The sequence below is a fragment of the Neobacillus sp. KR4-4 genome, from assembly GCF_042136325.1.
Taxonomy (GTDB): Bacteria; Bacillota; Bacilli; order Bacillales; family Cytobacillaceae; genus Neobacillus.
In genome coordinates, this window is the sequence record NZ_JBHHJU010000022.1 from 20,018 (window position 1) to 41,204 (window position 21,187).

At 37.2% G+C, this 21,187-nt stretch carries 19 protein-coding genes and 1 pseudogene; 5 read left to right on the plus strand and 15 right to left on the minus strand.

Features of this window, described 5'->3' with window-relative positions:
- Positions 1-82 precede the first annotated feature (82 nt).
- From ACE198_RS19625 to ACE198_RS19635, 3 genes are all read right to left on the minus strand, one after another.
- Positions 83-1,450 carry an aldehyde dehydrogenase family protein gene (locus tag ACE198_RS19625; protein ID WP_375376759.1) on the minus strand — a complete coding sequence of 456 codons (1,368 nt, stop codon included), beginning with the start codon at positions 1,448-1,450 and terminating at the stop codon, positions 83-85.
- A gap of 15 nt (positions 1,451-1,465) precedes the next feature.
- Complete coding sequence (locus ACE198_RS19630) at positions 1,466-2,563, minus strand: SDR family oxidoreductase (RefSeq protein WP_375376760.1); 1,098 nt, start codon at positions 2,561-2,563, stop codon at positions 1,466-1,468.
- 140 nt (positions 2,564-2,703) lie between these two features.
- Positions 2,704-4,284, minus strand: coding sequence for a peptide chain release factor 3 (locus tag ACE198_RS19635; protein WP_375376761.1), 1,581 nt, complete (start codon positions 4,282-4,284; stop codon positions 2,704-2,706).
- A gap of 175 nt (positions 4,285-4,459) precedes the next feature.
- Between ACE198_RS19635 and ACE198_RS19640 the strand changes: the two genes are divergently transcribed.
- The 3 genes from ACE198_RS19640 (at position 4,460) to ACE198_RS19650 (ending at position 7,152) form a co-directional block, all read left to right on the plus strand.
- The gene (locus ACE198_RS19640; RefSeq protein ID WP_251456326.1) at positions 4,460-4,720 is read left to right on the plus strand and encodes a hypothetical protein; all 261 of its coding nucleotides are present in this window, start codon (positions 4,460-4,462) and stop codon (positions 4,718-4,720) included.
- Between the two features lie 150 nt (positions 4,721-4,870).
- Complete coding sequence (locus tag ACE198_RS19645) at positions 4,871-6,610, plus strand: AAA family ATPase (RefSeq protein WP_251456328.1); 1,740 nt, start codon at positions 4,871-4,873, stop codon at positions 6,608-6,610.
- A 125-nt stretch (positions 6,611-6,735) separates the two neighbouring features.
- Complete coding sequence (locus ACE198_RS19650; protein ID WP_251456330.1) at positions 6,736-7,152, plus strand: YkvA family protein; 417 nt, start codon at positions 6,736-6,738, stop codon at positions 7,150-7,152.
- Between the two features lie 25 nt (positions 7,153-7,177).
- Here the strand turns inward: ACE198_RS19650 and ACE198_RS19655 are convergent, their stop codons facing one another.
- Both ACE198_RS19655 and ACE198_RS19660 read right to left on the minus strand, forming a co-directional pair.
- A complete protein-coding gene (locus ACE198_RS19655) occupies positions 7,178-7,303 on the minus strand; it encodes a YjcZ family sporulation protein (RefSeq protein ID WP_375376762.1) in 126 nt (41 codons plus the stop codon).
- Between the two features lie 34 nt (positions 7,304-7,337).
- Positions 7,338-7,433, minus strand: coding sequence for a YjcZ family sporulation protein (locus ACE198_RS19660; protein WP_098572537.1), 96 nt, complete (start codon positions 7,431-7,433; stop codon positions 7,338-7,340).
- 244 nt (positions 7,434-7,677) lie between these two features.
- Here ACE198_RS19660 and ACE198_RS19665 point away from each other — a divergent pair, with 244 nt between their 5' ends.
- Positions 7,678-8,484 carry a glycerophosphodiester phosphodiesterase gene (locus ACE198_RS19665; RefSeq protein WP_251456334.1) on the plus strand — a complete coding sequence of 269 codons (807 nt, stop codon included), beginning with the start codon at positions 7,678-7,680 and terminating at the stop codon, positions 8,482-8,484.
- An 86-nt stretch (positions 8,485-8,570) separates the two neighbouring features.
- On the opposite strand, the gene ACE198_RS19670 is transcribed toward ACE198_RS19665, so the two are convergent.
- The 4 genes from ACE198_RS19670 to phaQ all read right to left on the minus strand — a co-directional run bounded on the left by ACE198_RS19670 (position 8,571) and on the right by phaQ (position 12,069).
- Complete coding sequence (locus ACE198_RS19670) at positions 8,571-9,407, minus strand: undecaprenyl-diphosphate phosphatase (RefSeq protein ID WP_098572535.1); 837 nt, start codon at positions 9,405-9,407, stop codon at positions 8,571-8,573.
- A 223-nt stretch (positions 9,408-9,630) separates the two neighbouring features.
- On the minus strand, positions 9,631-10,830 hold the full coding sequence (locus ACE198_RS19675) for a coiled-coil domain-containing protein (RefSeq protein WP_375376806.1): 1,200 nt from the start codon (positions 10,828-10,830) through the stop codon (positions 9,631-9,633).
- Positions 10,831-11,051: 221 nt separating this feature from the next.
- Complete coding sequence (locus tag ACE198_RS19680) at positions 11,052-11,651, minus strand: hypothetical protein (RefSeq protein ID WP_375376763.1); 600 nt, start codon at positions 11,649-11,651, stop codon at positions 11,052-11,054.
- The gene (phaQ, locus tag ACE198_RS19685; protein ID WP_098572532.1) at positions 11,632-12,069 is read right to left on the minus strand and encodes a poly-beta-hydroxybutyrate-responsive repressor; all 438 of its coding nucleotides are present in this window, start codon (positions 12,067-12,069) and stop codon (positions 11,632-11,634) included. Before phaQ ends, ACE198_RS19680 begins: the two co-directional genes overlap by 20 nt.
- A 145-nt stretch (positions 12,070-12,214) precedes the next feature.
- Between phaQ and ACE198_RS19690 the strand changes: the two genes are divergently transcribed.
- Complete coding sequence (locus ACE198_RS19690; protein ID WP_375376764.1) at positions 12,215-12,997, plus strand: alpha/beta fold hydrolase; 783 nt, start codon at positions 12,215-12,217, stop codon at positions 12,995-12,997.
- Between the two features lie 74 nt (positions 12,998-13,071).
- Here ACE198_RS19690 and ACE198_RS19695 read toward each other — a convergent pair whose 3' ends face one another.
- From ACE198_RS19695 to ACE198_RS19720, 6 genes and pseudogenes are all read right to left on the minus strand, one after another.
- Entirely contained in the window at positions 13,072-14,124 is a 1,053-nt protein-coding gene (locus ACE198_RS19695) for an alpha/beta fold hydrolase (protein WP_375376765.1), read from the minus strand.
- Positions 14,125-14,129: 5 nt separating this feature from the next.
- A complete protein-coding gene (locus ACE198_RS19700; protein ID WP_375376766.1) occupies positions 14,130-14,678 on the minus strand; it encodes a polyhydroxyalkanoate biosynthesis repressor PhaR in 549 nt (182 codons plus the stop codon).
- A gap of 18 nt (positions 14,679-14,696) precedes the next feature.
- The gene (locus ACE198_RS19705; protein ID WP_375376767.1) at positions 14,697-15,350 is read right to left on the minus strand and encodes a hypothetical protein; all 654 of its coding nucleotides are present in this window, start codon (positions 15,348-15,350) and stop codon (positions 14,697-14,699) included.
- A gap of 38 nt (positions 15,351-15,388) precedes the next feature.
- Positions 15,389-16,816, minus strand: a pseudogene (locus ACE198_RS19710) (iron-containing alcohol dehydrogenase); the annotation flags it as partial.
- Between the two features lie 224 nt (positions 16,817-17,040).
- The gene (gene ppc, locus ACE198_RS19715; protein WP_375376768.1) at positions 17,041-19,800 is read right to left on the minus strand and encodes a phosphoenolpyruvate carboxylase; all 2,760 of its coding nucleotides are present in this window, start codon (positions 19,798-19,800) and stop codon (positions 17,041-17,043) included.
- Positions 19,801-19,970: 170 nt separating this feature from the next.
- Positions 19,971-21,122 carry a cadherin-like beta sandwich domain-containing protein gene (locus tag ACE198_RS19720; RefSeq protein WP_375376769.1) on the minus strand — a complete coding sequence of 384 codons (1,152 nt, stop codon included), beginning with the start codon at positions 21,120-21,122 and terminating at the stop codon, positions 19,971-19,973.
- Positions 21,123-21,187: the final 65 nt, after the last annotated feature.

Sequence of the window (21,187 nt, forward strand, 5' to 3'; positions counted from 1 at the left end):
ATAATGGGTATTTTCCTTGATAAGGATACCAATGAATTTCACTCTTTTTCCGGCCGAGGTCCTCGACAATAGCTTTTTCATGTCAAAAAATTCTTAACCCGGCATCCCCATGGTACCTGCCGATTCCACTTTGTTTTGCCCCTCCAAAGGGAAGGCCATGATGGGCAATACTAATAATAGCGTCATTTATCACTACTGCTCCTGATACGAGTTTAGAGGATACTCTTCTGGCTTTTACATGATCAGTTGACCAAACGCTTGCATTTAACCCATAAACCGTATCATTTGCAAGACTAATTACTTCAGCTTCACTCTCAAATGGAATGACTGGCAGAATCGGTCCAAAGGATTCCTCCTGGATTATTTTCATATCATGGTTCACATTTGTAACTACAATAAGCGGTAAAAACATTCCATTGTTCCATTTTTCAGGCATTAGACCTGTCTCAAGTCTTGCTCCCTTGCTCAATGCATCCTCTAACTGGTCTCTTAAAATTTCTATTTGAGCTGGGAAAGTCATCGAACCGACATCGTCATCTTCATTGTTCCCCTGTTTTAAGTTTAAAATTTCTTTTTTTAGTAAAGATAGAAATTTAGGATAAATTGATTTTTCAACATACAGCCTTTCTGCACTCATACATACTTGACCACTGTTAGTAAATGCCGCCCACACTGCCCCTTTTGCCGCACGCTCCAAATGAGCGTCTGCAAATACAATCATTGGATCCTTGCCGCCAAGTTCTAGGGTTGTTGGAATTAGATGTTTTGAAGCAACTTGTTGAATGATTTTCCCAGTCCGGACAGATCCAGTAAAGAAAATATAATCTGGTTTCCCATTTGTGAAAGCTTCCCCTACCTCTTTTCCACCATGTGCAACTTGAACAACTCCCATAGGAATGCCCGCTTTAGCAAAAATCCCCTCCATACATTTCCCTACTAGTGGAGTTACTTCTGATGGTTTTAAAATCACTGTATTCCCAGAAGCCAAAGCACTAAGCATCGGGACCATTGCCAATTGAAAGGGATAATTCCATGGAGAAATTACCAAAACCACTCCCCTTGGCATGTATTCAATAAATGATTTCTTTCCTATCAATAAAAGAGGCGTTTTTACTCTTTGGCGCTGAAGAATTTTCTCCCCATGTTTTATTATGTGATCAATACTGTCCAGGGTTGGCATGATATCAGCTACCAAGGCCTCCGTTACCACTTTTCCAGTGTCCGCAGCGATTGTTTTTGCTATATCTTCCATCTGCTCTACGATAATATCTTTAAGTCTTAATAGATACTTTCCTCTTTCAGACATAGTCAGATTACTCCACTGCTTAAACGCTGTTTTACTCCTATGATAAAAGGAATCGACTTCGTTAACAGATGTTACAGGAATTTCCCCCAGCCGCTCTCCTGTTGCTGGGGCAACTATTTTAAGCTTTTCTTGAATTGCATCCATTTATTATCACCCCCGTTAAATAATTTTAATATGAAAGGTTGGGTTATCTTTTTGTTGTAAGTAAAATTCTGTCATTGGTTTAATTCCATCTTTAAAGTCGGGACAGGCGATCCCTGATTCCCTTAGGTCTGTGACAGCTTGTGTACAATCGAATTGTCCCCTCCAAGTAAAGTAGTCCAATGCTTCTTTCTCTACTCCCAGAAATTTGCGCAACGGTTTAATAGAAAGGAACCATTTCCCGACAGTTAATGGAATCATTCCTTTTGGTTGTTTGTTTAGCATTTCTTTCATCAGGATTTCATATATTTCTGAAGCACGGTAGGGATGTGGGTCTGTTAGATGATACGTTTTTCCAGCAGCATTGTCTAATTGGCTAAGATACACAGTTGCTTGAATAATATAATCGATGGGAACAAGGTTCACATAAGCTTCACCTTTCCCTAGTCGAGGTATGAGAGGAAGAAATTTCAACCGATCTAAAAAGTTCATAATAAAATAAGGGCCATCAAATTTAGTGGTTTCTCCCGTATCGGAATGGCCTTTGACAATCCCCGGCCGAATGATAGTAACAGGTATTTCTTTTTTTAATGTTTCCACTAAAACCTCTGCTTCATATTTCGTTTGTTCATAATGATTTTTAAAACCAGGTGGTGTAATAAGTTCCGTCTCATAAAGAGTACCTTCTCTATTTCCGACCACATAGGCAGTACTAAAATAAATATATCTATTTAGGTTTGGTAATCTTCGCACCCATTCATTTACGTTTTCCGTACCATTTACATTCACTATTTGCGCTATTTCTCTTGGAACCGCTAAATCATAAATGGCTGCTAGATGAAAAACATGGGTAACCCTTTGTTGTAAGATTTCCTGTTCTTCTTCTGTAATAGCAAGAAACGGTTTGGTTATATCTCCAACAATAATGTGGAAGGTGTACTCATCTAACCCGTATTCCGCTATTATAGCTTCCGATTCTTTTTTTGCTCTTTCAACCATATTAGGCAGGACTAGGACAAAAACAGATCCTATCAATTGATTATTTTTTATTACTTCGCGAATCAATTGATTACAAATAAACCCAGGAAACCCAGTAAAGAAGAAACCATTTCCCAACTTATCTCCTCCTTAGTCTTTATCAAGACGATTGTAATCATTGTAAAGTCCTAAGAAAAGATTTGTCCATGGGTAATTAGTCTGAATTTTCAGTTTAATAAACATTAAGAAAAGTGGCGGATTCTATTCCGCCACTCTTCTTAATCATTTTGATCCATTGGATTATAGAGTTTAACCGATGGATTTTTCTCTTGAAACCATCTGAGAGCAAAGTCATTTTCAAACAAAAATACATAATGATCATATCTATCTTTCACTAACATTGAACGAGAACTCGATAGATTTTCATCAACCGTTTCACTATCTACCCACCTGGCAATTTTTGAACCCATTCTTTCCATTAAAACTTCGGCATTATATTCATTTCTCATCCGATGCTCAAAAACTTCAAATTGTAATTGACCAACGGCACCTAATAAATAATCATCCGTTTTAACGGTTTTATATAGCTGAATGGCTCCTTCTTGAACCAGTTGCTGAATTCCTTTATAAAAGGACTTCTGCTTCATGACGTTTTTAGCGGAAACCCTAACATATAATTCTGGTGTAAATTGCGGAAGTCTTTCATATTGAAAATCATTTTTCCCGGTAGTCAAAGTATCACCAATTTGATATGTGCCTGTGTCATATAATCCGATAATATCTCCACTAACCGCTTCATCGACAGTATTCCGTTCTTCAGCCATAAATGAAGTTGATTGCGAGAGCTTGATTTGTTTATTCAAACGCGGAATATTCACTGTCATTCCCCGCTCAAATTTCCCAGAACACACACGGACAAAGGCAATCCTATCTCTGTGGGCAGGATTCATATTTGCTTGAATCTTAAACACAAAACCTGAAAATTGTTCCCCTAACGGATCAATTTCTCCTATGGATGAATTGCGCGCCATTGGAGGCGGAGCAAACTTTAAGTATGACTCTAAGAATGTTTGAACTCCAAAGGCAGTTAACGCACTTCCAAAAAATACTGGTGTTAAGTTACCTGCTGCAATTCTTTCAGCTGAGAACTCATTCCCTGCTTCATTGAGGAGCATAATTTCATCTAGTGTTTGATCATAAAGTCCAGAATTTTTTAGTGGATGGTCTCCGGCAATCTCTCCGTCATCATTTAACGGTATAAAACGGTCATCATCCTCTACTCGGAACTGTTCCACTCGATTGTTATATCGATCATAAATACCAAGGAATTCTTTCCCCATCCCAATCGGCCAGTTCATCGGATATGATTCTATGCCTAGAACCTCTTCTAATTCAGCTAACAGTTCAAGCGGCGGCTTGCCCTGACGATCGAGTTTATTCATAAATGTGAAAATAGGAATCCCGCGCATCCGGCATACTTTAAATAGTTTGAGTGTTTGTGCCTCTATCCCCTTGGCAGCATCAACGATCATTACAGCACTATCTACAGCCATTAAAGTACGATACGTATCTTCACTGAAATCTTGGTGTCCAGGCGTATCCAAAATGTTAACTCGGAATCCTTCATAGTCAAATTGCATGACACTGGAGGTAACGGAAATCCCCCGTTGCTTTTCAATTTCCATCCAGTCACTGGTTGCAAACTTTCCTGTTTTTTTCGCTTTTACAGTTCCCGCGTCTCGAATAGCTCCTCCGAATAATAATAATTTTTCGGTTAGCGTAGTTTTTCCGGCATCTGGGTGGGAAATAATCGCAAATGTCCGGCGTGACAATACATCTTCTTTAAAATTGTTACCCATTTCGTTTTCCTCTCTTTTGACAATAAAAATTTTTGTCCATAACTTCAATCTTATCTCTCAAACGGAAACTTTGCAATATTTCTTTAAACCCGAAAGCATAAAGAATATAATGAAAGAAAGCGGTAATGATGAAAAATAAATATCGTGATTACATAACACATCGGAGGTACCTGACTTGGATATTACTAAAATCGATCAACAGACTTTGAATTTATTGCATAAAGCCTTTGAAATTATCCTCAACGAAAACAAGATTTCTTATAAAAAAATAGGTATTGCTGAAGAGGATGCCCAATTATTGTTCTTGATTGAAGGAAAAGATGAAAAAGTTCATGTTTTTAAATGGAATAAAGCATCCTGTATCGGTGCCAGCATTGGCTCAATTGCTCAAAGTGTATTACATCCAATCATTCCACATCTTCGCTTATTATCGTAGTTTTTATAAACCACACCAGCGCATTTTAAAAAAATTGTGCTGGTTTATTTTTTTATGCGGGCATTTCTAGTTTCCCAACGATTCCCACATCCATTTTTCTGGAAACCCCTTTATAATAGAGGAGAACTCTGTTGAAGGAGATGAAGAAAATTGAAACCAAGTATAAAAAAAGTCTCGAAATTTATTCCGCTCATTGCAGCGTTAATATTAGTTATTGCAGGAATCGTCTGGATTATTCAAACTACCAATAATGAAGTTGCTATACCATTCTCCTCTGTTGAGAAAACTATTCAAGCACAACAAGGGAAAACTGTAAGTATAACTGAAAAACCCGATGGAAGCCTTTATATTCATGCTGGTGAAACGGTATATCTTTCCCATGTCCCACCGAACAGCCAAATGGTAGATAAATTGGTTGTTAAATATAATATTGAATACTCCTATTCAAAGAGCAGTAAATATGGAAAATGGATATTAGGCGGCGTTATTCTTCTGTTGGCTGGAGCAGCATTCACGCTTCAAAAAACAAAAGGTGGATTGGGAATAAATAATTCAATGAAGAATAGTGTTGCAAAGTCGCGAACCCTTCCCTCCATTAGTTTGAAGGATGTAGGTGGACTCGGGGACGAAATGAAGGAAGAAATTTTACAAACTCTCTCGATCCTAAAAGAACCTGAGCGTGCTTCAAAATTAGGGATTACACCACCAAAAGGTATTCTTTTGTACGGCCCGCCAGGTACAGGTAAAACATTACTCGCTCAAGCAATTGCCCGTGAATTAAACGCTGCTTTCTTTTCGGCAAGCGGTTCGTCATTTAATGAAATGTTTATTGGAGTGGGGGCTAGCCGGGTCCGATCATTGTTCAAAGCAGCAAGAAAGCAAGGCCCTGCCGTTGTTTTCATTGATGAGGTCGATGCTTTAGCAGCAAAAAGAAAGGCACATGGCGGCGAGGAAGCCGAAAAAACCTTAACAGAATTACTTGTACAACTTGATGGCGGACATTCAAATGATGGAATTCTTTTTATTGCTGCCACAAACAGAAAAGACATGTTGGATGAAGCCTTCCTTCGTCCAGGAAGAATCGATTTTTCCTTCCATGTACCACTTCCAGATACAAAAGGAAGAAGAGAGATAATTGCTATCCATGCTAAAGATAAATCATTTGATAAAGATGCTCTTGCACAATTAGATGAATTGGCAGAAAGTACTTCAGGTTTTTCAGGTGCAGAGCTCCAATCACTTTTCGAAACGGCTAGCAGAAGAGCTGTTCGGAACGGCCAAGAGTCCATCCAAAAGCAGGACATTGACTATGCCCTTGATCGAACGATTTTAGGAAGCACTTCCCGGTCATTACAAGATTATGATACAAAACGCAGGGTCGCAATTCATGAGGCTGGTCATGCCATTGTAGCATCATTGACGAAACCTGGTTCCGTTAGGAAAGCAACCATTATCCCTCGTGGAGAGGCGCTCGGTTATGTTGCACCAATTCCAAAGGAATTGCATCTATCTACGACCAGTGACTTATTAGAGCGCGTAGCAATGATATTAGCTGGCGGGGTTGCTGAGAGAATTCATTTAGGAGAACACAGCATCGGCGTAAGTGGCGACGTTCAACAAGCAAAACAAATTATCGAACAAATGGTAGATACTGGTATGCTTCAAGAAGGATTTACATTGACCTTCAAAAAACAAGATAAAGAAGAAAAGATGCAAGAGCTATTTGAAAAAGCTTTACAAAAAGCAGAGAGTCTTATTAATAACCATCAATATCAGTATCAACAATTAGTCGATGCATTATTAAAAAAAGAAACACTTGAAGGCTCAGAGATTGAAGAAATAGTTTGGGGAACACCGGCAACCATAAGTGATAATATGGTCTTAGTATAAAGATAGCCTATGAAAACCAGGTGCTGTTTATTGGGCACCTGGTTTTCATTTATGATGAAATATCTAATGTTTTTTTTATTTGGTGGTAAACTAAGCATGGACTTCACAAAAAGGAAGTGAATGCATTGTTCGGTAAAACTAAGGTTTTTGAAAAAGAGCAGCATAAATATTCTAACGAAGCTAAAGAATACCTTGGCAACCCGCAAAAAACAGAAGGATTGCTTAACAAAGCGATCAAAATGGCAAATGAGAAAAAGGGAAGTTTAGGAGATGTTTGGGAAAAACTGCAATTATTTTTTGAATTAGTTAAAGCCTATTCAAAAGGTGAATATAAAAATGTCTCACCCAGCACAATTCTTACTGTCATTGGTACCCTTCTTTACTTTGTTTCGCCACTTGACTTAGTACCAGATTTCATTATTGGTCTGGGGATCCTGGATGATGCAGCTTTGATTGGCTTTACTGTAAAGAAAATCTCCAATGAATTAGATGCTTTTAGTAAATGGAAACGGGCTTTTTCAAATGAAAACCCGCTTGATTAAACAAGCGGGCCTCCATTTTACGTTTTTATCTAAAGCAAGCTGCACCGACAATAATCAAGAGGATAAATAATACTACGATTAAAGCAAAACCGCTGCCGTAACCGCAACCTCCATATCCGTATCCGCATCCTCCAAATCCGTAACCAAACATTTTTCAAGACCTCCTTTTTATCTAAGTTGATTTCTTAGTAGCACCATGAAGCCCCAATAATGATTAACAAAATAAATAAAACGACCAGTAGGGCAAATCCGCCGCCGTATCCACCAGCAACACCTGACATTTACATTACCTCCTTTTCTTAATTCCATATATCCTATTCACTTGATTAAAAATGTGCGATAGACACATATCCAAATTACCCAGTTTAATAAAAAAGAAGAAGCCCATAATTAAGGAAAAATTCAAGTACAATAAAGGAATTAGCCCTCAGAAAAATATTTTTTACAATTTTATCCTCTTCGAATTGACATTCTTATCTATTTTTCATACCATGTTCACAAATATATATAGATTGGGGCACCAACTTGAGAAATGCTGCTACGCTTTTATTCGTACTTATCATGATCATATACAGAGCAATCACACGGTTTAGTGAGAAAAAGAAAGAAACCCTCCCCTTGAAAATCGGTCATAGAGGTGCGGCAGGCTACTGTCCAGAGAATACAATTTCATCCTTTAGGAAAGCCGTAGAATTAGGTGTCGACTACCTCGAGCTTGACATTCAAATGACAAAAGATCATGAATTAGTTGTGATACATGATCCAACCGTTAACAGAACAACAAATGGGAAAGGGAAAGTAAAGGATTTTACTTTACAAGAAATTCAAAGTCTTGATGCAGGAAGTTGGTTTCATTGTAATTTTACGGGTGAGAAGATCCCCTCTCTCTCTGAGGTATTTGAGGAGTTTGCAGGGAAAATCGGCTTTTTAATTGAATTAAAAAAACCCTCACTTTATCCCCTGGTTGAGGAAAAACTTGCGGAGGAATTGAAGAAAAGAGAGTTAACATCCGTTGACAAGCAAATTATTGTTCAGTCCTTTGACCGTGGTGCGCTAAAACGGTTTCACGACCTTCTGCCTACCATTCCAATAGGCATTTTGATTAAAAACTCCGGTGTGAAGATGATTTCGAATAAAAATTTAAAGTCCTTTACAAGCTATGTGTCGTATGTAAATCCCAAAATAACCATGGTGAATAAGCGGTTGATTAAAAGAATTCACCACCATGGCTTTAAAACAATGATTTGGACTGTTAATAAAAAGAATGACTTAAAAACGCTTAATCATTTCCATGTTGAAGGAATTATCAGTGACTTTCCAGATTTATCATAAATAGAAATAGGGTCTATTATTGACTTAATAGACCCACTTACATTCTTTATTAACCTTTTGGTTTAACAATACAGAGAAGGCACGGATTAGATAAATATTACATACAGGATAATAGCCAGCACAATCCGATAAATAGCAAATGGTAATAATCTTATTTTGTTAATAAGCTTTAGGAAAAAGCGTATAGACAAAAGAGCGAAAATAAAGGCACTAATAAATCCTGCAATAAAAATTGGAAGGGCATCCAACGTCATATACTCCCAATTCTTTAATAAAGAGAGAAAACTAGCTCCAGCCATGATTGGCACAGCCATGATAAAGGTAAAGTCTGCGGCAGCACGGTGACTCATCCCCATCAAAACTCCTCCTGAAATTGTTGAACCCGAACGAGAAAATCCTGGCCAAAGTGAAAAACATTGAAACAAGCCAACAGTCAATGCTTGTTTGTAGGTAATTTGGTCAACTGTTTGTACTTTTGGACGTTTTGGACCAAAAATATCCGCAAGAATCATTAGGATCGCCCCAATAACTAAGCCAATTAAAACAGTTGCAGTTGAAAATAAGTGCTCATCAATATAGTCGTTAAAAAGGACGCCTAGTACACCGGCAGGGATTAAACCCACAATTACTTGAGAAAGTTTTAAACGGCCTTGTACTTGTCCTGAAGCTGCTTGTTTTTTTAAGCGCCCCAATCCTAATAAATCAATAAAACGATCTTTAAAGGTGACAACAACCGCCAATATGGAACCAAGTTGGATAACGACTTTAAATGTGTTTGCTCCATGCTGTGTTAAAAACTTTTCGGATTGCAGCCACATATCATCCACGATAATCATGTGCCCGGTAGATGATACGGGGGCAAATTCTGTTAATCCTTCTACCAGCCCTAGAATAATAGCTTTAATAATCATAAGTAGTTCCATTTCTGATAATCTCCTAACCTTGTTGCAAAAGTATTGTAAGTGATTAAATTTATAACTCATCTATTTTACTCATTAAACAATAACAATGCAATATTTTTTAAATTCCAATTTACTCTCCACTAATAATAACGCAATTATTCAAAAATTAGTTTCATGTATATTTTTCCAAAGAAAAAATGCAGCCTTAAATTATTGCCACATTCAGTGTTTTTTCATTATATGGTTAGTCGTTGATAATTCTCATAACACGCCCATTAAACTTCTTTTTGTAAAATCCTTGCGTTAAATCTGCAACGGCTATTCCGGTTGAACCTTGAGAACCAATAAATTTACCTCCGCCAAGGTAAATCCCTACATGCCCATCTATTTTATAAGTGTCAAAAAAAACTAGATCTCCAGGACGCGCCTCACTTAGGGTAACTCTTTCCCCAGTATTTTTTAGGATATCTGTATGAGCGCCCACTTTAAATCCTGCCTGTCTGAAGGCCCACGCAACAAATCCTGAACAATCAAATCTACCATGGGCAACATCATAAGAGTTTCTTCCCCCGCCAAATACATAAACGGAGTTCTCAATATATTTTTCTCCAGCATGAATGACCACATTAATGGCTTCATTGGTGGTTGTAGGTAATGGAACATCCAAATTCACGGTTTCATTATTTTTATCTGTTCCCTTAGAATTCTGAGCCTCGTTTAATAAGAGCGCTTCTTTTATTGCTAGTGTTCCATCTTTCTGTTGTAAATCAGCTTTCTCAGAAAGTTTTTCCAGCTCTTTCATCTTAAGTTCTGCTTTTAAAGCATCATTTTGCTTTTTTTGTTCTAATATTTGTTCTTGCATCCATAAAAGTTCTGTTTTCATATTTTGCAATTCGTTTAACTTTTTCACCACTGAAGATTGTTTAGTTTGGACTTCATCCTGATCTTCTTTATAATGTTTAACTAGATCTTGGTCTGCTTCCACCATCGAGGCAACTGCACCAAGTCTTTCTACAAAATCACTAAAGCTCGAAGAACCTAGAACAACGTGTATATATCTAACCTGACCACCACTTTCTTGTAGCGATAAGGCACGTTTTTTTATTAATTCATTTCGTTTATTAATTCTCTCTTGAATGGATACTATTTCTTGCTGAAGATCCTGTACTTGGGATTGTGAGGCTTTTACCTTTTCTTCTGTTTGTTCAATCATTTTTTTATTATCTTTAATGGCTTGCTCAACTCTAATAATTTGTTCAGCTAGTCTAATTAATTCATCTTGGACTTGAAAAATTTCTAAATTTGCTTTTGAAATATCTGTTTGAAGACCTGTTCGCTGATCCTGTACACTTTTAAGATTATTTTCCTTTGCATATACTGATGGACAAGAAAAAACACTCCCGATTCCCATAATAAAGGTCGTACATAGTGCGATTATCTTCATTTTCAAATTGGTTCCCCTGCCTTCTTAAAATAAACATCCAGCATCTAAGACGAATTATGTATTTTAAATTCTAGGTTACACAACAAAATTCCTATGTAATTAACAAATTAAAAGAACCACAATCTCTATAATAGTTAGAAGAGAGATTGTGGCTCTTATGACTTGCAATCGATGCTTATATTCCCCAATTCTTTCAATTCTCCTTAGTTGATAACTAGTAGTTACGGCATCTTTACAAATTCTTTAAGACTACCTTTGCTTCGGTCAACAATGTTTAAATGAGTATCTCTTGCCAATTTAATATATTCCTTCCTAACCTGCTGCCACGCATTGCGCCGGTCACGACCAAAAGTTACGCTTGATTCTGCATTTTTTTCAAAATTATCTTCAAGTTGGTCGACAATCTGAAAAACTGATTTAATTGGCGTTAATGCAAGCTTCTCTAATTGTTCAGATACCTCTAAAACCTTTTTCTTAAGTTCTTCTCTCTCATTCACCGGAAAGTCCTCATCTTTGATTTCTTCTTTACCGAATGAAAATTGCTGCATTAGTTCAGAAACCATCTCTTTGTTTGTTTTTTTCGACTGCTCATACAAATTCGCAACCGATTTTCTAAATTGCTTATTGAAATTAATGACTTCTCTTAAGGCATTAATGTATGCATCTTCTCTATTCTCTTGAAGCTGTTCTGCCCGTTCACTAGAAAGCTCAAATTGATCCCAAAAAGTGTGTACAAATGACCCTGGAGCCACCGATTCTTCTGCCGTTGGTACATTCTTTTCTTTAACAGTCTGGACCGTTTCATTTTTCTTCTGTGCCATCGTCTTTCCTCCTCTTTCTATTATTGACTTTCTCTATTGGATCCTTCTTATGGAACGAAGGAATATAGAGCTCAAAGAAACTGGTGTACATTTTGAAAAATTGATCCAATAACGATTGATAGGATTCTAGTTGGTTGGCATAACCATTTAAGTATGTTATTCCTGCTTTAGTAATTGAATATTTTCTTTTAGCAGGACCGCTCCCAGTTGTATCCCATTCTGAAGATAGAAGCTCGTCCTTTTCTAGTTGTCTTAGCAGTCTGTATAAATTCCCCTGGTCAAGCGTCTTAAAACCGAATGCCTCTAGCTTCTGGCTAAGTTCATACCCATGCAGTGACACCCTGCTAAGAAGCAATAAAATAAATGGCAGCACAAAATTTTTTGATGGATTGATCGTTTGATTGTCCTGATTCACCATATTTTTATCACCTCGCCCTGTATATGTGTATTTTACACCTATGAGTAATATTTTGTCAACTCAGCAAATATTTATGAATAAAAGTTAGAGTTTTCATTTACTGTTATTTGCCAATAAGCTAATAAAAATAAAAGGGTGGTGCGAAATGGAAACAGCAAGAATAAGTAAATTGGGAGTTCCTTATATGCACTTAGGGACAGGCGAGCCGTTAGTCTTGATCCATGGATTAGGTGAAGTAAAAGAAGGGTGGGAAGACCAATTTGAATTGGCTAATCAGTATGAATTGATCATCCCTGACTTACGTGGTCATGGAAAATGCAGTAAGACAGAAGGCATATCAATAAAAAATTTTGCCTTAGATATCCTCGGTTTGTTAATGGAATTAAAAATTGAAACCGCTCATATTTTGGGTCTTTCAATGGGTGGTGCAGTTGCGCAAGAGATTTACCGACAGGCACCGGAACGCTGCCGCACTCTCCTGTTAATTAGTTCATTTCATTACTTTCCTAAGAAACTGAAGAGTGTTTTATTTGAACCACGAAAAGAACTTCTCCAGCAAGTTTCATACATGAAGGAACACTCAGATTATGCAGCACGGATGGCACTTTATTCGTGGAATAAGGACACAGTTGAGAAGTTTAATAAGTTTTTCCAACCAAAACCGCAGATATTTGTTGACTCATTAGTAGCATGTTTTGAGGTAAATAATTTATCGTTATTACCAATGGTAGATGTTCCGACACTTATTATTGGAGGTCAGTACGACTCCGTCTTGCCTGTTTGGATTCAGGCTTGGATGCACAGGCTTATTCCAAATTCAGAATTTATTATTATGAGAAATACCGGCCATCTGGCCAAATTGGAGGCAAAAGACCGGTTTAATCGACTCTTAAGGACATTCCTTGCTAAACAAAAAGCTGCTTCATAACTAGTTAAAGCGGGATGGAGGGGAGTCCTTCCCGCTTTTACTTCCTTCTTAATTTAATTAAGAAATTCCTAATTTTATTGTGACCGTGAGCAGAGCCATTTATCCGCAAAAATGGCAAACTTTCCAGATAAGGCTAAAGAAACGTGTCCACCATCAAATACCTCGTATGTCTTATCTTCACTAGAAACCATGTCCATAACAGGGAGGCTTTGTTTCTCTAGTATCAAGGTATCTCGTGATGTTGAGAAGACAAAGAATGAACAATGGATATTTTTTAAATCTACTTTCCTTCCACCAATCGTTAACTCTCCTTTTAGGAGTTTGTTATCTTTATAGAGATCATTAAATAGCTGTTTGAAGGCAGCCCCTGAAAACGATGCGGAGTCTTTTGTCCACTTGTCCATCCGCCGCCATTTTTTAACATATTCATCATCATGTGCACGGGAAATCAGGTTTACCCATGGACTAACGTAGACGGGTGAAAGTCCCCTAAACATTCCGTACATTATTTCAGATGGAATAACACCATAAACCTCAGAAAGTCGATCAAAATTTATAGTTCCTTTTTGGAGTCCGTTTAACCACTTATCCGGAACGATTCCTATACTGAAATCAATTGGTACCGTTGCTAGGACTAAATTCTTAATAGGCAAGTTTGTTAGCGAGGTAAAAATAGCAACAATTGTGCCTCCTAAACAATAGCCGATCATCGATATTTCTTTTGCACCGGAATGTCGTAACGCACGTTTGACACCATTTTCTAAATAATCAAGGATATAATTATCAAGAGTGAGCTCACTATCTTCATAAGCAGGAGAACCCCAATCAAGGAAGTAAACATCATATCCTCTTTCCGTTAATCCTCCTACTACACTACTTCCTTCCCCGACATCTAAAATATACGATTTATTAAGCAGTGAGTAGACTAAAAACACAGGGATTTGGTATTTTTTTTCTTTAGCAGGATGATAATATAATGTTGATTTATTTTTTTTCCAAACAATTTCTCTCTTGGTTGGAACAATATCCGGTTTCGGTTCTGTTAAGACTTTATAGACTTGTTCCCACCTTAAAGATTCCTTTTTCAAATCAACTAATGGAATATTTCTTAGTGCTTTAGCTATCATCTTTCTCAGCCCCTTCCATCCTCACTGCCAGTCCCAGTCAGAACAAGCTCATTGTCCCTGTTCTTAATCTGCACTGGCAGTACAAGTTTTTTCAAGGCTGCAAGTTCCTGTTTAATATCTGTTAATTGAGAGATTTCTTGTCTCAAATTTTGAAACTCTGTTTGAATGAAAGCTGATTCTTCCTTTATCTGTTTTATAATCGTCACCATATCTTGAAACATTGCAACGTTACCCGTACTAAGGAATTCTAAACTATCCTGTAAATTCCAAACCTGCTCTTCTAAAATATCAATTTTTTCTTCGGTTTGAAGAGATAATTTTGCTACATTTGCAATATCTTTTTTGGTTGGAATATTCATTACACCTGCCATGAGTTCTTGGTTCTTTCTTAACCGCTCCATATATCTTGCATGACTATCTGTCCCCACACTAAGCAGTCGAACGAACTCATTATTGTTAGTGATCATGTATAGCATGCCATTCAATTGTCTTTCCCACATTTCACTTATTCTTCTAAATCCTTGCAACGGATCATAGATTTTTTCCTTCGACATTGCTTTTTGCCTCCTTATTTAGGAATTTATCATCTCTTCTTCTTTCTCCAAATATTTATTAAATGGAAACATCAACGGTTTAATTTGTCGTGCAAATAAATTAACAAAACCTTTTTGATTTTCATATATTAGGTTTCCAACTTGTTTAACACCTTTGATATATTGCTTCCTGATTTTTTTCCTAAGGACCACATATTGCTCGATCGTTTCAAGATATTTATCTATTGATTGATTTTTGCTAATAACTTGGCAAGGTGTACTTAGAATCGAAATGGTTCTTTTTTGAAGTTGATCAATCTGGGCATTGATTTCTTTGTATGACTTGAGTGGAAAGAAATGCTGCAGACTCGTGGTGGACATCAAAAATTCCTCTCTTGCAGTCCTTTCCCATTCAGTAAATTCCTTATCAAATCTCTCTGCCATTTCTTTTATGTTTTCTTGATTCCTTTGGATGCTATCAGCAAAAAACAATGCTTCCTTTAGAAATATCTCGTCTCGGAAGTCTGAACGCTTAGACCATTCGTCTAATTCTTGAAATGCTTTGCGCCGGAGAATGTCTAAGCTTGACAGTTGTGCAGCGCTCACCTCTTTTTCTCTAATTTGTTCAGCCTCCTTATTGATGATTTCGAGGATAGGTTCTTGTTCTTTTTTAATTTCTCTTTTCTCAAACATCCTACTCGCATCCTTATATGAAAATTTTATTCTTCCATTTAAATACCACTAAAGGCCTGACGATAAATTTCTTCAAGTTCGCCTATAAATGGTTGTTTTGGATTTGCAATCGTATCTTGATCGTCAAATGCACGTTCTGCGAGAACTGCTACTTTGCTATCAAATACTTCTTTACCAACCCCGCTTGCTTCTATATTCATCGGGATTTCTAGTTCCTTTGTTAATTTAATAATTGCATGGACAAGGCTTTCAATACCTTCTTCAGTCGTACCGGCAGGCAGCCCCAGCATTTTAGCAATTTCCGCATAACGTTCATCAGCTATGAAGTTTTCATATTTAGGGTATGTCATGAACTTATTTGGTTTGGCTGCATTGTAACGGATTACATGTGGCAAAAGAATCGCATTGGCGCGTCCATGTGGTATATCAAATTCAGCCCCTAAAACATGGGCAAGACTATGGTTTATTCCTAGGAAGGAATTGGCGAAAGCCATCCCTGCTATTGTAGAAGCATTATGCATTTTTTCACGGGCAAGTTCATTACTTCCATCTCGGTAAGCTATTGGCAAATACTTAAAGACTAGTTGAATGGCTTTTAATGCAAGTCCATCTGTAAAGTCATTGGCCAATACGGAAACATACGACTCAATCGCGTGTGTTAACACATCCATCCCTGTATCAGCGGTAACATGCTTCGGAACTGTCATAACAAACTGTGAATCGATAATGGCTACATCCGGTGTCAATTGGAAATCCGCGAGAGGGTATTTTATATTTGTTTTATTATCTGAAATAACAGAGAAGGCTGTGACCTCTGAACCGGTTCCGGATGTTGTTGGAATCGCAACAAATTTTGCTTTTCCACGTAGTGCTGGGAATTTAACTACTCTTTTACTAGGATCAAAGAATTTTTGAGTTAAGCTATGAAAATCAGTTTCTGGATGTTCGTAAAATAGCCACATCGCTTTTGCGGAATCTATCACAGAGCCGCCGCCAAGAGCAATAATACAATCTGGCTGAAATCTTCTCATCCGCTCTGCACCAATTATTACTGTATCAATGCTAGGTTCAGGCTCGACTTCGGAGAATGTTTCAAATTGGATTTTCCTTTGATTCTTGTTTAGATAGTAAACAACCTTGTCAACATACCCATTTTTGACAGCACTGTTACTTGTGACAATAAATGCCTTTGAGATTCCTGGTATAGAGGCTAGCATTTGGATTGAATTTTTTTCAAAGAATATTTGCGATGGAACTTTAAACCACTGGGTAAATGTTTTTCTCTTTGCAACCCTTTTAATATTTATGAGATTTTGTGCCCCTACATTTTGTGACACAGAGTTCCCTCCATAAGTACCACATCCGATGGTTAATGACGGTAATGATGTATTATAAATATCCCCGATTGCACCATGTGTCGTTGGTGTATTGACCATGATCCGCCCTGCCTTCATACGAAGTGCAAACAAATCTACTAAGCATTGGCCTATATCCTCTTAATAATTACTTGGATACTTTTCTGGTTAAAATATAGCACGATGGATAAATCGAAAAATGTCGAATTTTGCGCAAATATGAATGAATAACCATTCATTTTTAAATAATTCATAAAACGTTCATAAATTTTCCCATATATATAAAAAAGCCCTAAATCCTTTTTGAAAAAGAATTTAAGGCTTCCTTTCATAAATCAACCAGTATTCCGTAGTCCAGCAGATATTCCACTGATAGTTAGCAAAACTTCAATTAATAAGTCTTCGTTTGATCCACCCTGATTTCGCAGTTCTTTTATTAACTCTACTTGTAAAAAGTTTAATGGATCGACATATGGATTTCTTCTAAATACCGATTCTTTAATATTTGGTGTATGATCAAGCAATTCATTATCGCCTGTAATTCGGAGAAGAATTTCTTTGGTACGCTCATATTCTTCAAGAATATTAGTAAATATCCGTTCAGCCATATTTTGGTCTTCAACAAGGGATAAATATTCTCTAGCTGTGGTGATGTCTGCTTTCATTAAGGCCATTTGTAAATTATCAATTGTTGATCGGAAAAACGGCCACTTTTCATACATATCCTGGAGAATATGCAAATTTTGTTCGCTCTTTGCTGCAAACCCTGTTAAACCGGTTCCGGCTGCATACCATGCAGGGAGCAATTGGCGGCTTTGTGTCCAAGCAAATACCCATGGAATGGCCCGTAAATCTTCAAATCGTCCTTGATTTTTTCTACTCATCGGTCTGGAGCCGATGTTTAAATCCCCTATCTCTTTTAGTGGTGTTGCTTCAGTGAAATAGGTAAGAAAATCTGAATCACCAAACACCAATGATTGATATTTTGTTAAGGCTAAACTCGATATTTCTTCAATCGATTCAACCCAAATTGGATCACGTCGGAAACCTTGCTCTGCTTCCTTAGAGATATGTGCAACGGCTAAAAGTAATGTAGAGGTAGCTTGTTCTAAACTACGGTAGGCAATATCCTCAAGCAAATATCTTGAAGATAATACTTCACCTTGCTCGGTAATTTTTACACCATCCCCAATCGTTTCAGCCGGCTGGGATAGGATACTTTTATTTAATGGACCTCCGCCACGGCCTAACGAACCACCACGACCATGGAAAAACTTTAGTCCGATTTGGTACCTTTTCGCCATTTCATGAATCTCAATTTGTGCCTTATATAGTTTCCAGTTAGCTGTCAGTGTACCACCATCTTTGCTTCCATCCGAGTACCCAAGCATGATTTCCTGCTGATCACCCAATATTTGCAAATGATTACGATAGACAGGCATCTCGAAAAGTGTTTCCATTATTTCTGGCCCAGCTGTTAAATCGTCGATTGTTTCCAGTAATGGTGCCACGTGTAAATGACTTTCTAAAGTGCCATCTGCGTGAAGGCGATAAATCCCAGCCTCTTTTGCAAGTACCAGTACCTCAAGCAAATCACTCGGTGATTTTGTCATGCTCACAAGATAAACGGAAATAGCTCTCTTTCCGAATTCTTCGTGTGCCTTCTTAATTGTTTGGAACACTTTAATCATTTCCTGTGTTTCCGTTGAGTAGTCTTCATTTAATAGCAAGAGTGGACGAGGATCTAATAATATATTTTGCAATATTTTTAGTTTCTCCTCTTCAGAAAGACCCGCGTAATTCTCGGTGATACTGACTTTGCGTAAAATTTCTGTTATGGCTGCTTCATGTTCGCCGCTATGATTTCGAATATCGAGTGTAGCTAAATGAAACCCAAATAATTGTACTTGTCGGATCAGCTTTTGAATAATTTTTGATTCATGTCCTGCTGGATGATGCTTTTTCAAACTCCTTTTAATCACATACAAGTCTTCTAATAATTCTTCGGAAGATTTATAGCCCAAGTCCGTTTTTCCAACTTGTTTTACACGTTCAATAATAATTGCAAAGGCACGGCGGTATGCCTCACCCTTATTTGGCCATTTTTTGTCATCCGTTAAATAAGTATCCTCTTGCTCAATTAATGTAAGAAGATCCTCACTTACCTCCACCCTAGAAGTGGAATGACTGTATCGTTTCATTAATTCGACTAAAGCTTTTTTATATTTTTTTAATACGAGTCTTCTTTGTCTTTTCAAGGTCTCCCAAGTGACATCATGTGTAACATTTGGATTTCCATCCCGGTCACCACCGATCCAGGAACCAAAACGTAAGAAATTAGGAACTTCCCATTGTGTATTAGTGAAGTTCTTCTCTAAACATTCTGCCACTTCTTGATGAATTTCAGGCAGTACTTCGAAAAGAGTTTGATCAAAATAATACAAACCATTTCGAACTTCGTCTAAAACAGTAGGCTTGTTCTGTCGTAATTCATCCGTTTGCCAAAGTATTGAAACTTCGTTAAACAAACTTTCTTCCAGCTTTTTTCTTTCTCTTCTTGTTAATAACGGGTGATCGAGGTTTTTAAGAATATCAGCAATTCGCTGCTGAATCTCAAGTATGGAGCGTTTCGTTGCCTCTGTTGGATGAGCTGTAATTACAAGCTCAAGAGATAAAGTATTTAAAGTATCTTGAATGACTTCTTCTTCTATATTATTCTCTTTAAGCAAAAGAATCGCACTTTCAATAGAAGCAGGTTGGACAACCCTTTCCTCTTGAAGTTGGTACTGTCTTCTTCTACGCATACGATGGTTCTGTTCCGCTGCATTAATTAAATGAAAATACATTGAGAATGCTCGAATAACTTGTTTCCTCATCGGAGCATCTAGACTAGAAATTTCTTCTTTTAAGGCATTATAAATTGATTGATCAAAATTTTCTCTTAAAGTTTTACACATTAAACGTATTTTTTCCACTTTATCAAATAATGCAGAACCACTGTGATTAATCAGAATATCTCCTAATATTTTACCCAGTAATTTTACATCACGACGCAACGGAAGACTGCTGTCATTTACTTTTACTTCTGTTGTCATACTGCCACCTTCCTTTAATCTCAAAATTCGCTAAATTTTTTATTTATTAATATACCACAATTTTGTTGGACGTGTTAAAGATAAGTTTTCTTTTTTTTTAATAAATTTTTAATTATACGAAAAAAACCTGCATTGTGCAGGTTTTTTAGGGTTATCTAATACGTACTTTTTTAAGATTCTTTATCAAACACAAGCACATATGTCTTTCGATCACCATCATCATACGTAACGACGACAGAAATAATTGTTTTCTTGTCATTTTCCAGTTTTATTGTTTTGCTCGTTCCACCTTCAATCGAGATTTCCGAACGGCTATATTTTGCAATCGGCTTTAGTGTTATTTCATCAGCATCACTTGACACCGTGATATGATAAGTAAACTCATCGCTTGTAAAGTTACTATCCCATGTTCCTTCAGACACTGACAGTGAAGAAAGTAATGCTTTACTTACTTTTTCGGTATTTAAAGAACTTTGCTGCTGGGATGTCGGCTGTGCAGAATTAGGTCTAGTATTTATTCTTGTACTAGGCTGGATAGATACTGGATTATTTTTCTGATTTGCTGCAGGGGCTTTGACTTCAGCTGGTGTATCTTCCACTGCTTTATCCTCAACAGCTTTCATCCTTGTAACGTGGATGGTATAAATCTTCTTTGTGCCATTTTCAGCAGTTACCGTGATCATAATATCTGACTGTCCTACGGGAAGTGAAACATCCACCCCATTTTTCCCTGTTATTGTAGAATTCACTTTTATTGTTGATGTTGCTTCTATCGCTGTCGGTTTAAATGTAATGGCAGGAATTTCATTTGGAACATTGACATTATATTCATTAACATCTGAAGAAAATTTGGGTGATAACTCGCCTTTTGATAGTTCAATACTTTTTAAGAAATTATTCGCATTTTTCTCTCTTGTTACCGTCAGAGTATAGGTATTTGATGAACCAGTTCCATTATTTACAGATATAATAAACTTATTTTCCCCTGTTTGAAGCGCATAAGTCCCTATTGTCCCCTTGACAATCTCCTTACCGTTAATCGTAATCGATGCATCTGTATTAGAGCTATCTACTAAAAGCTTAATATTTTCAACCTCGTTCCCAACTGTGGCAGTATATTCAAATATGTCTGCAGCGAATTTCTGGTCGAGCTCCTTGCCTTCAATTTCTAATTTTGAAAGATTGCTTGCTAATTGGTTTTCTTGAACTGTTGACGTGTTAGTTTCAGCATAAACAGATGGTATGGATGATCCAGCTCCCACCCATGCCAGTGAAATAACTAGAAATACATTTAGGGCTTTGTTTGGTTTTGATTGTTTCATCGTTAATCCTCCTGTCCTCTATCTTTCGGGATAGTGGAATTTGGACTAACTTTATCATGGTTTGC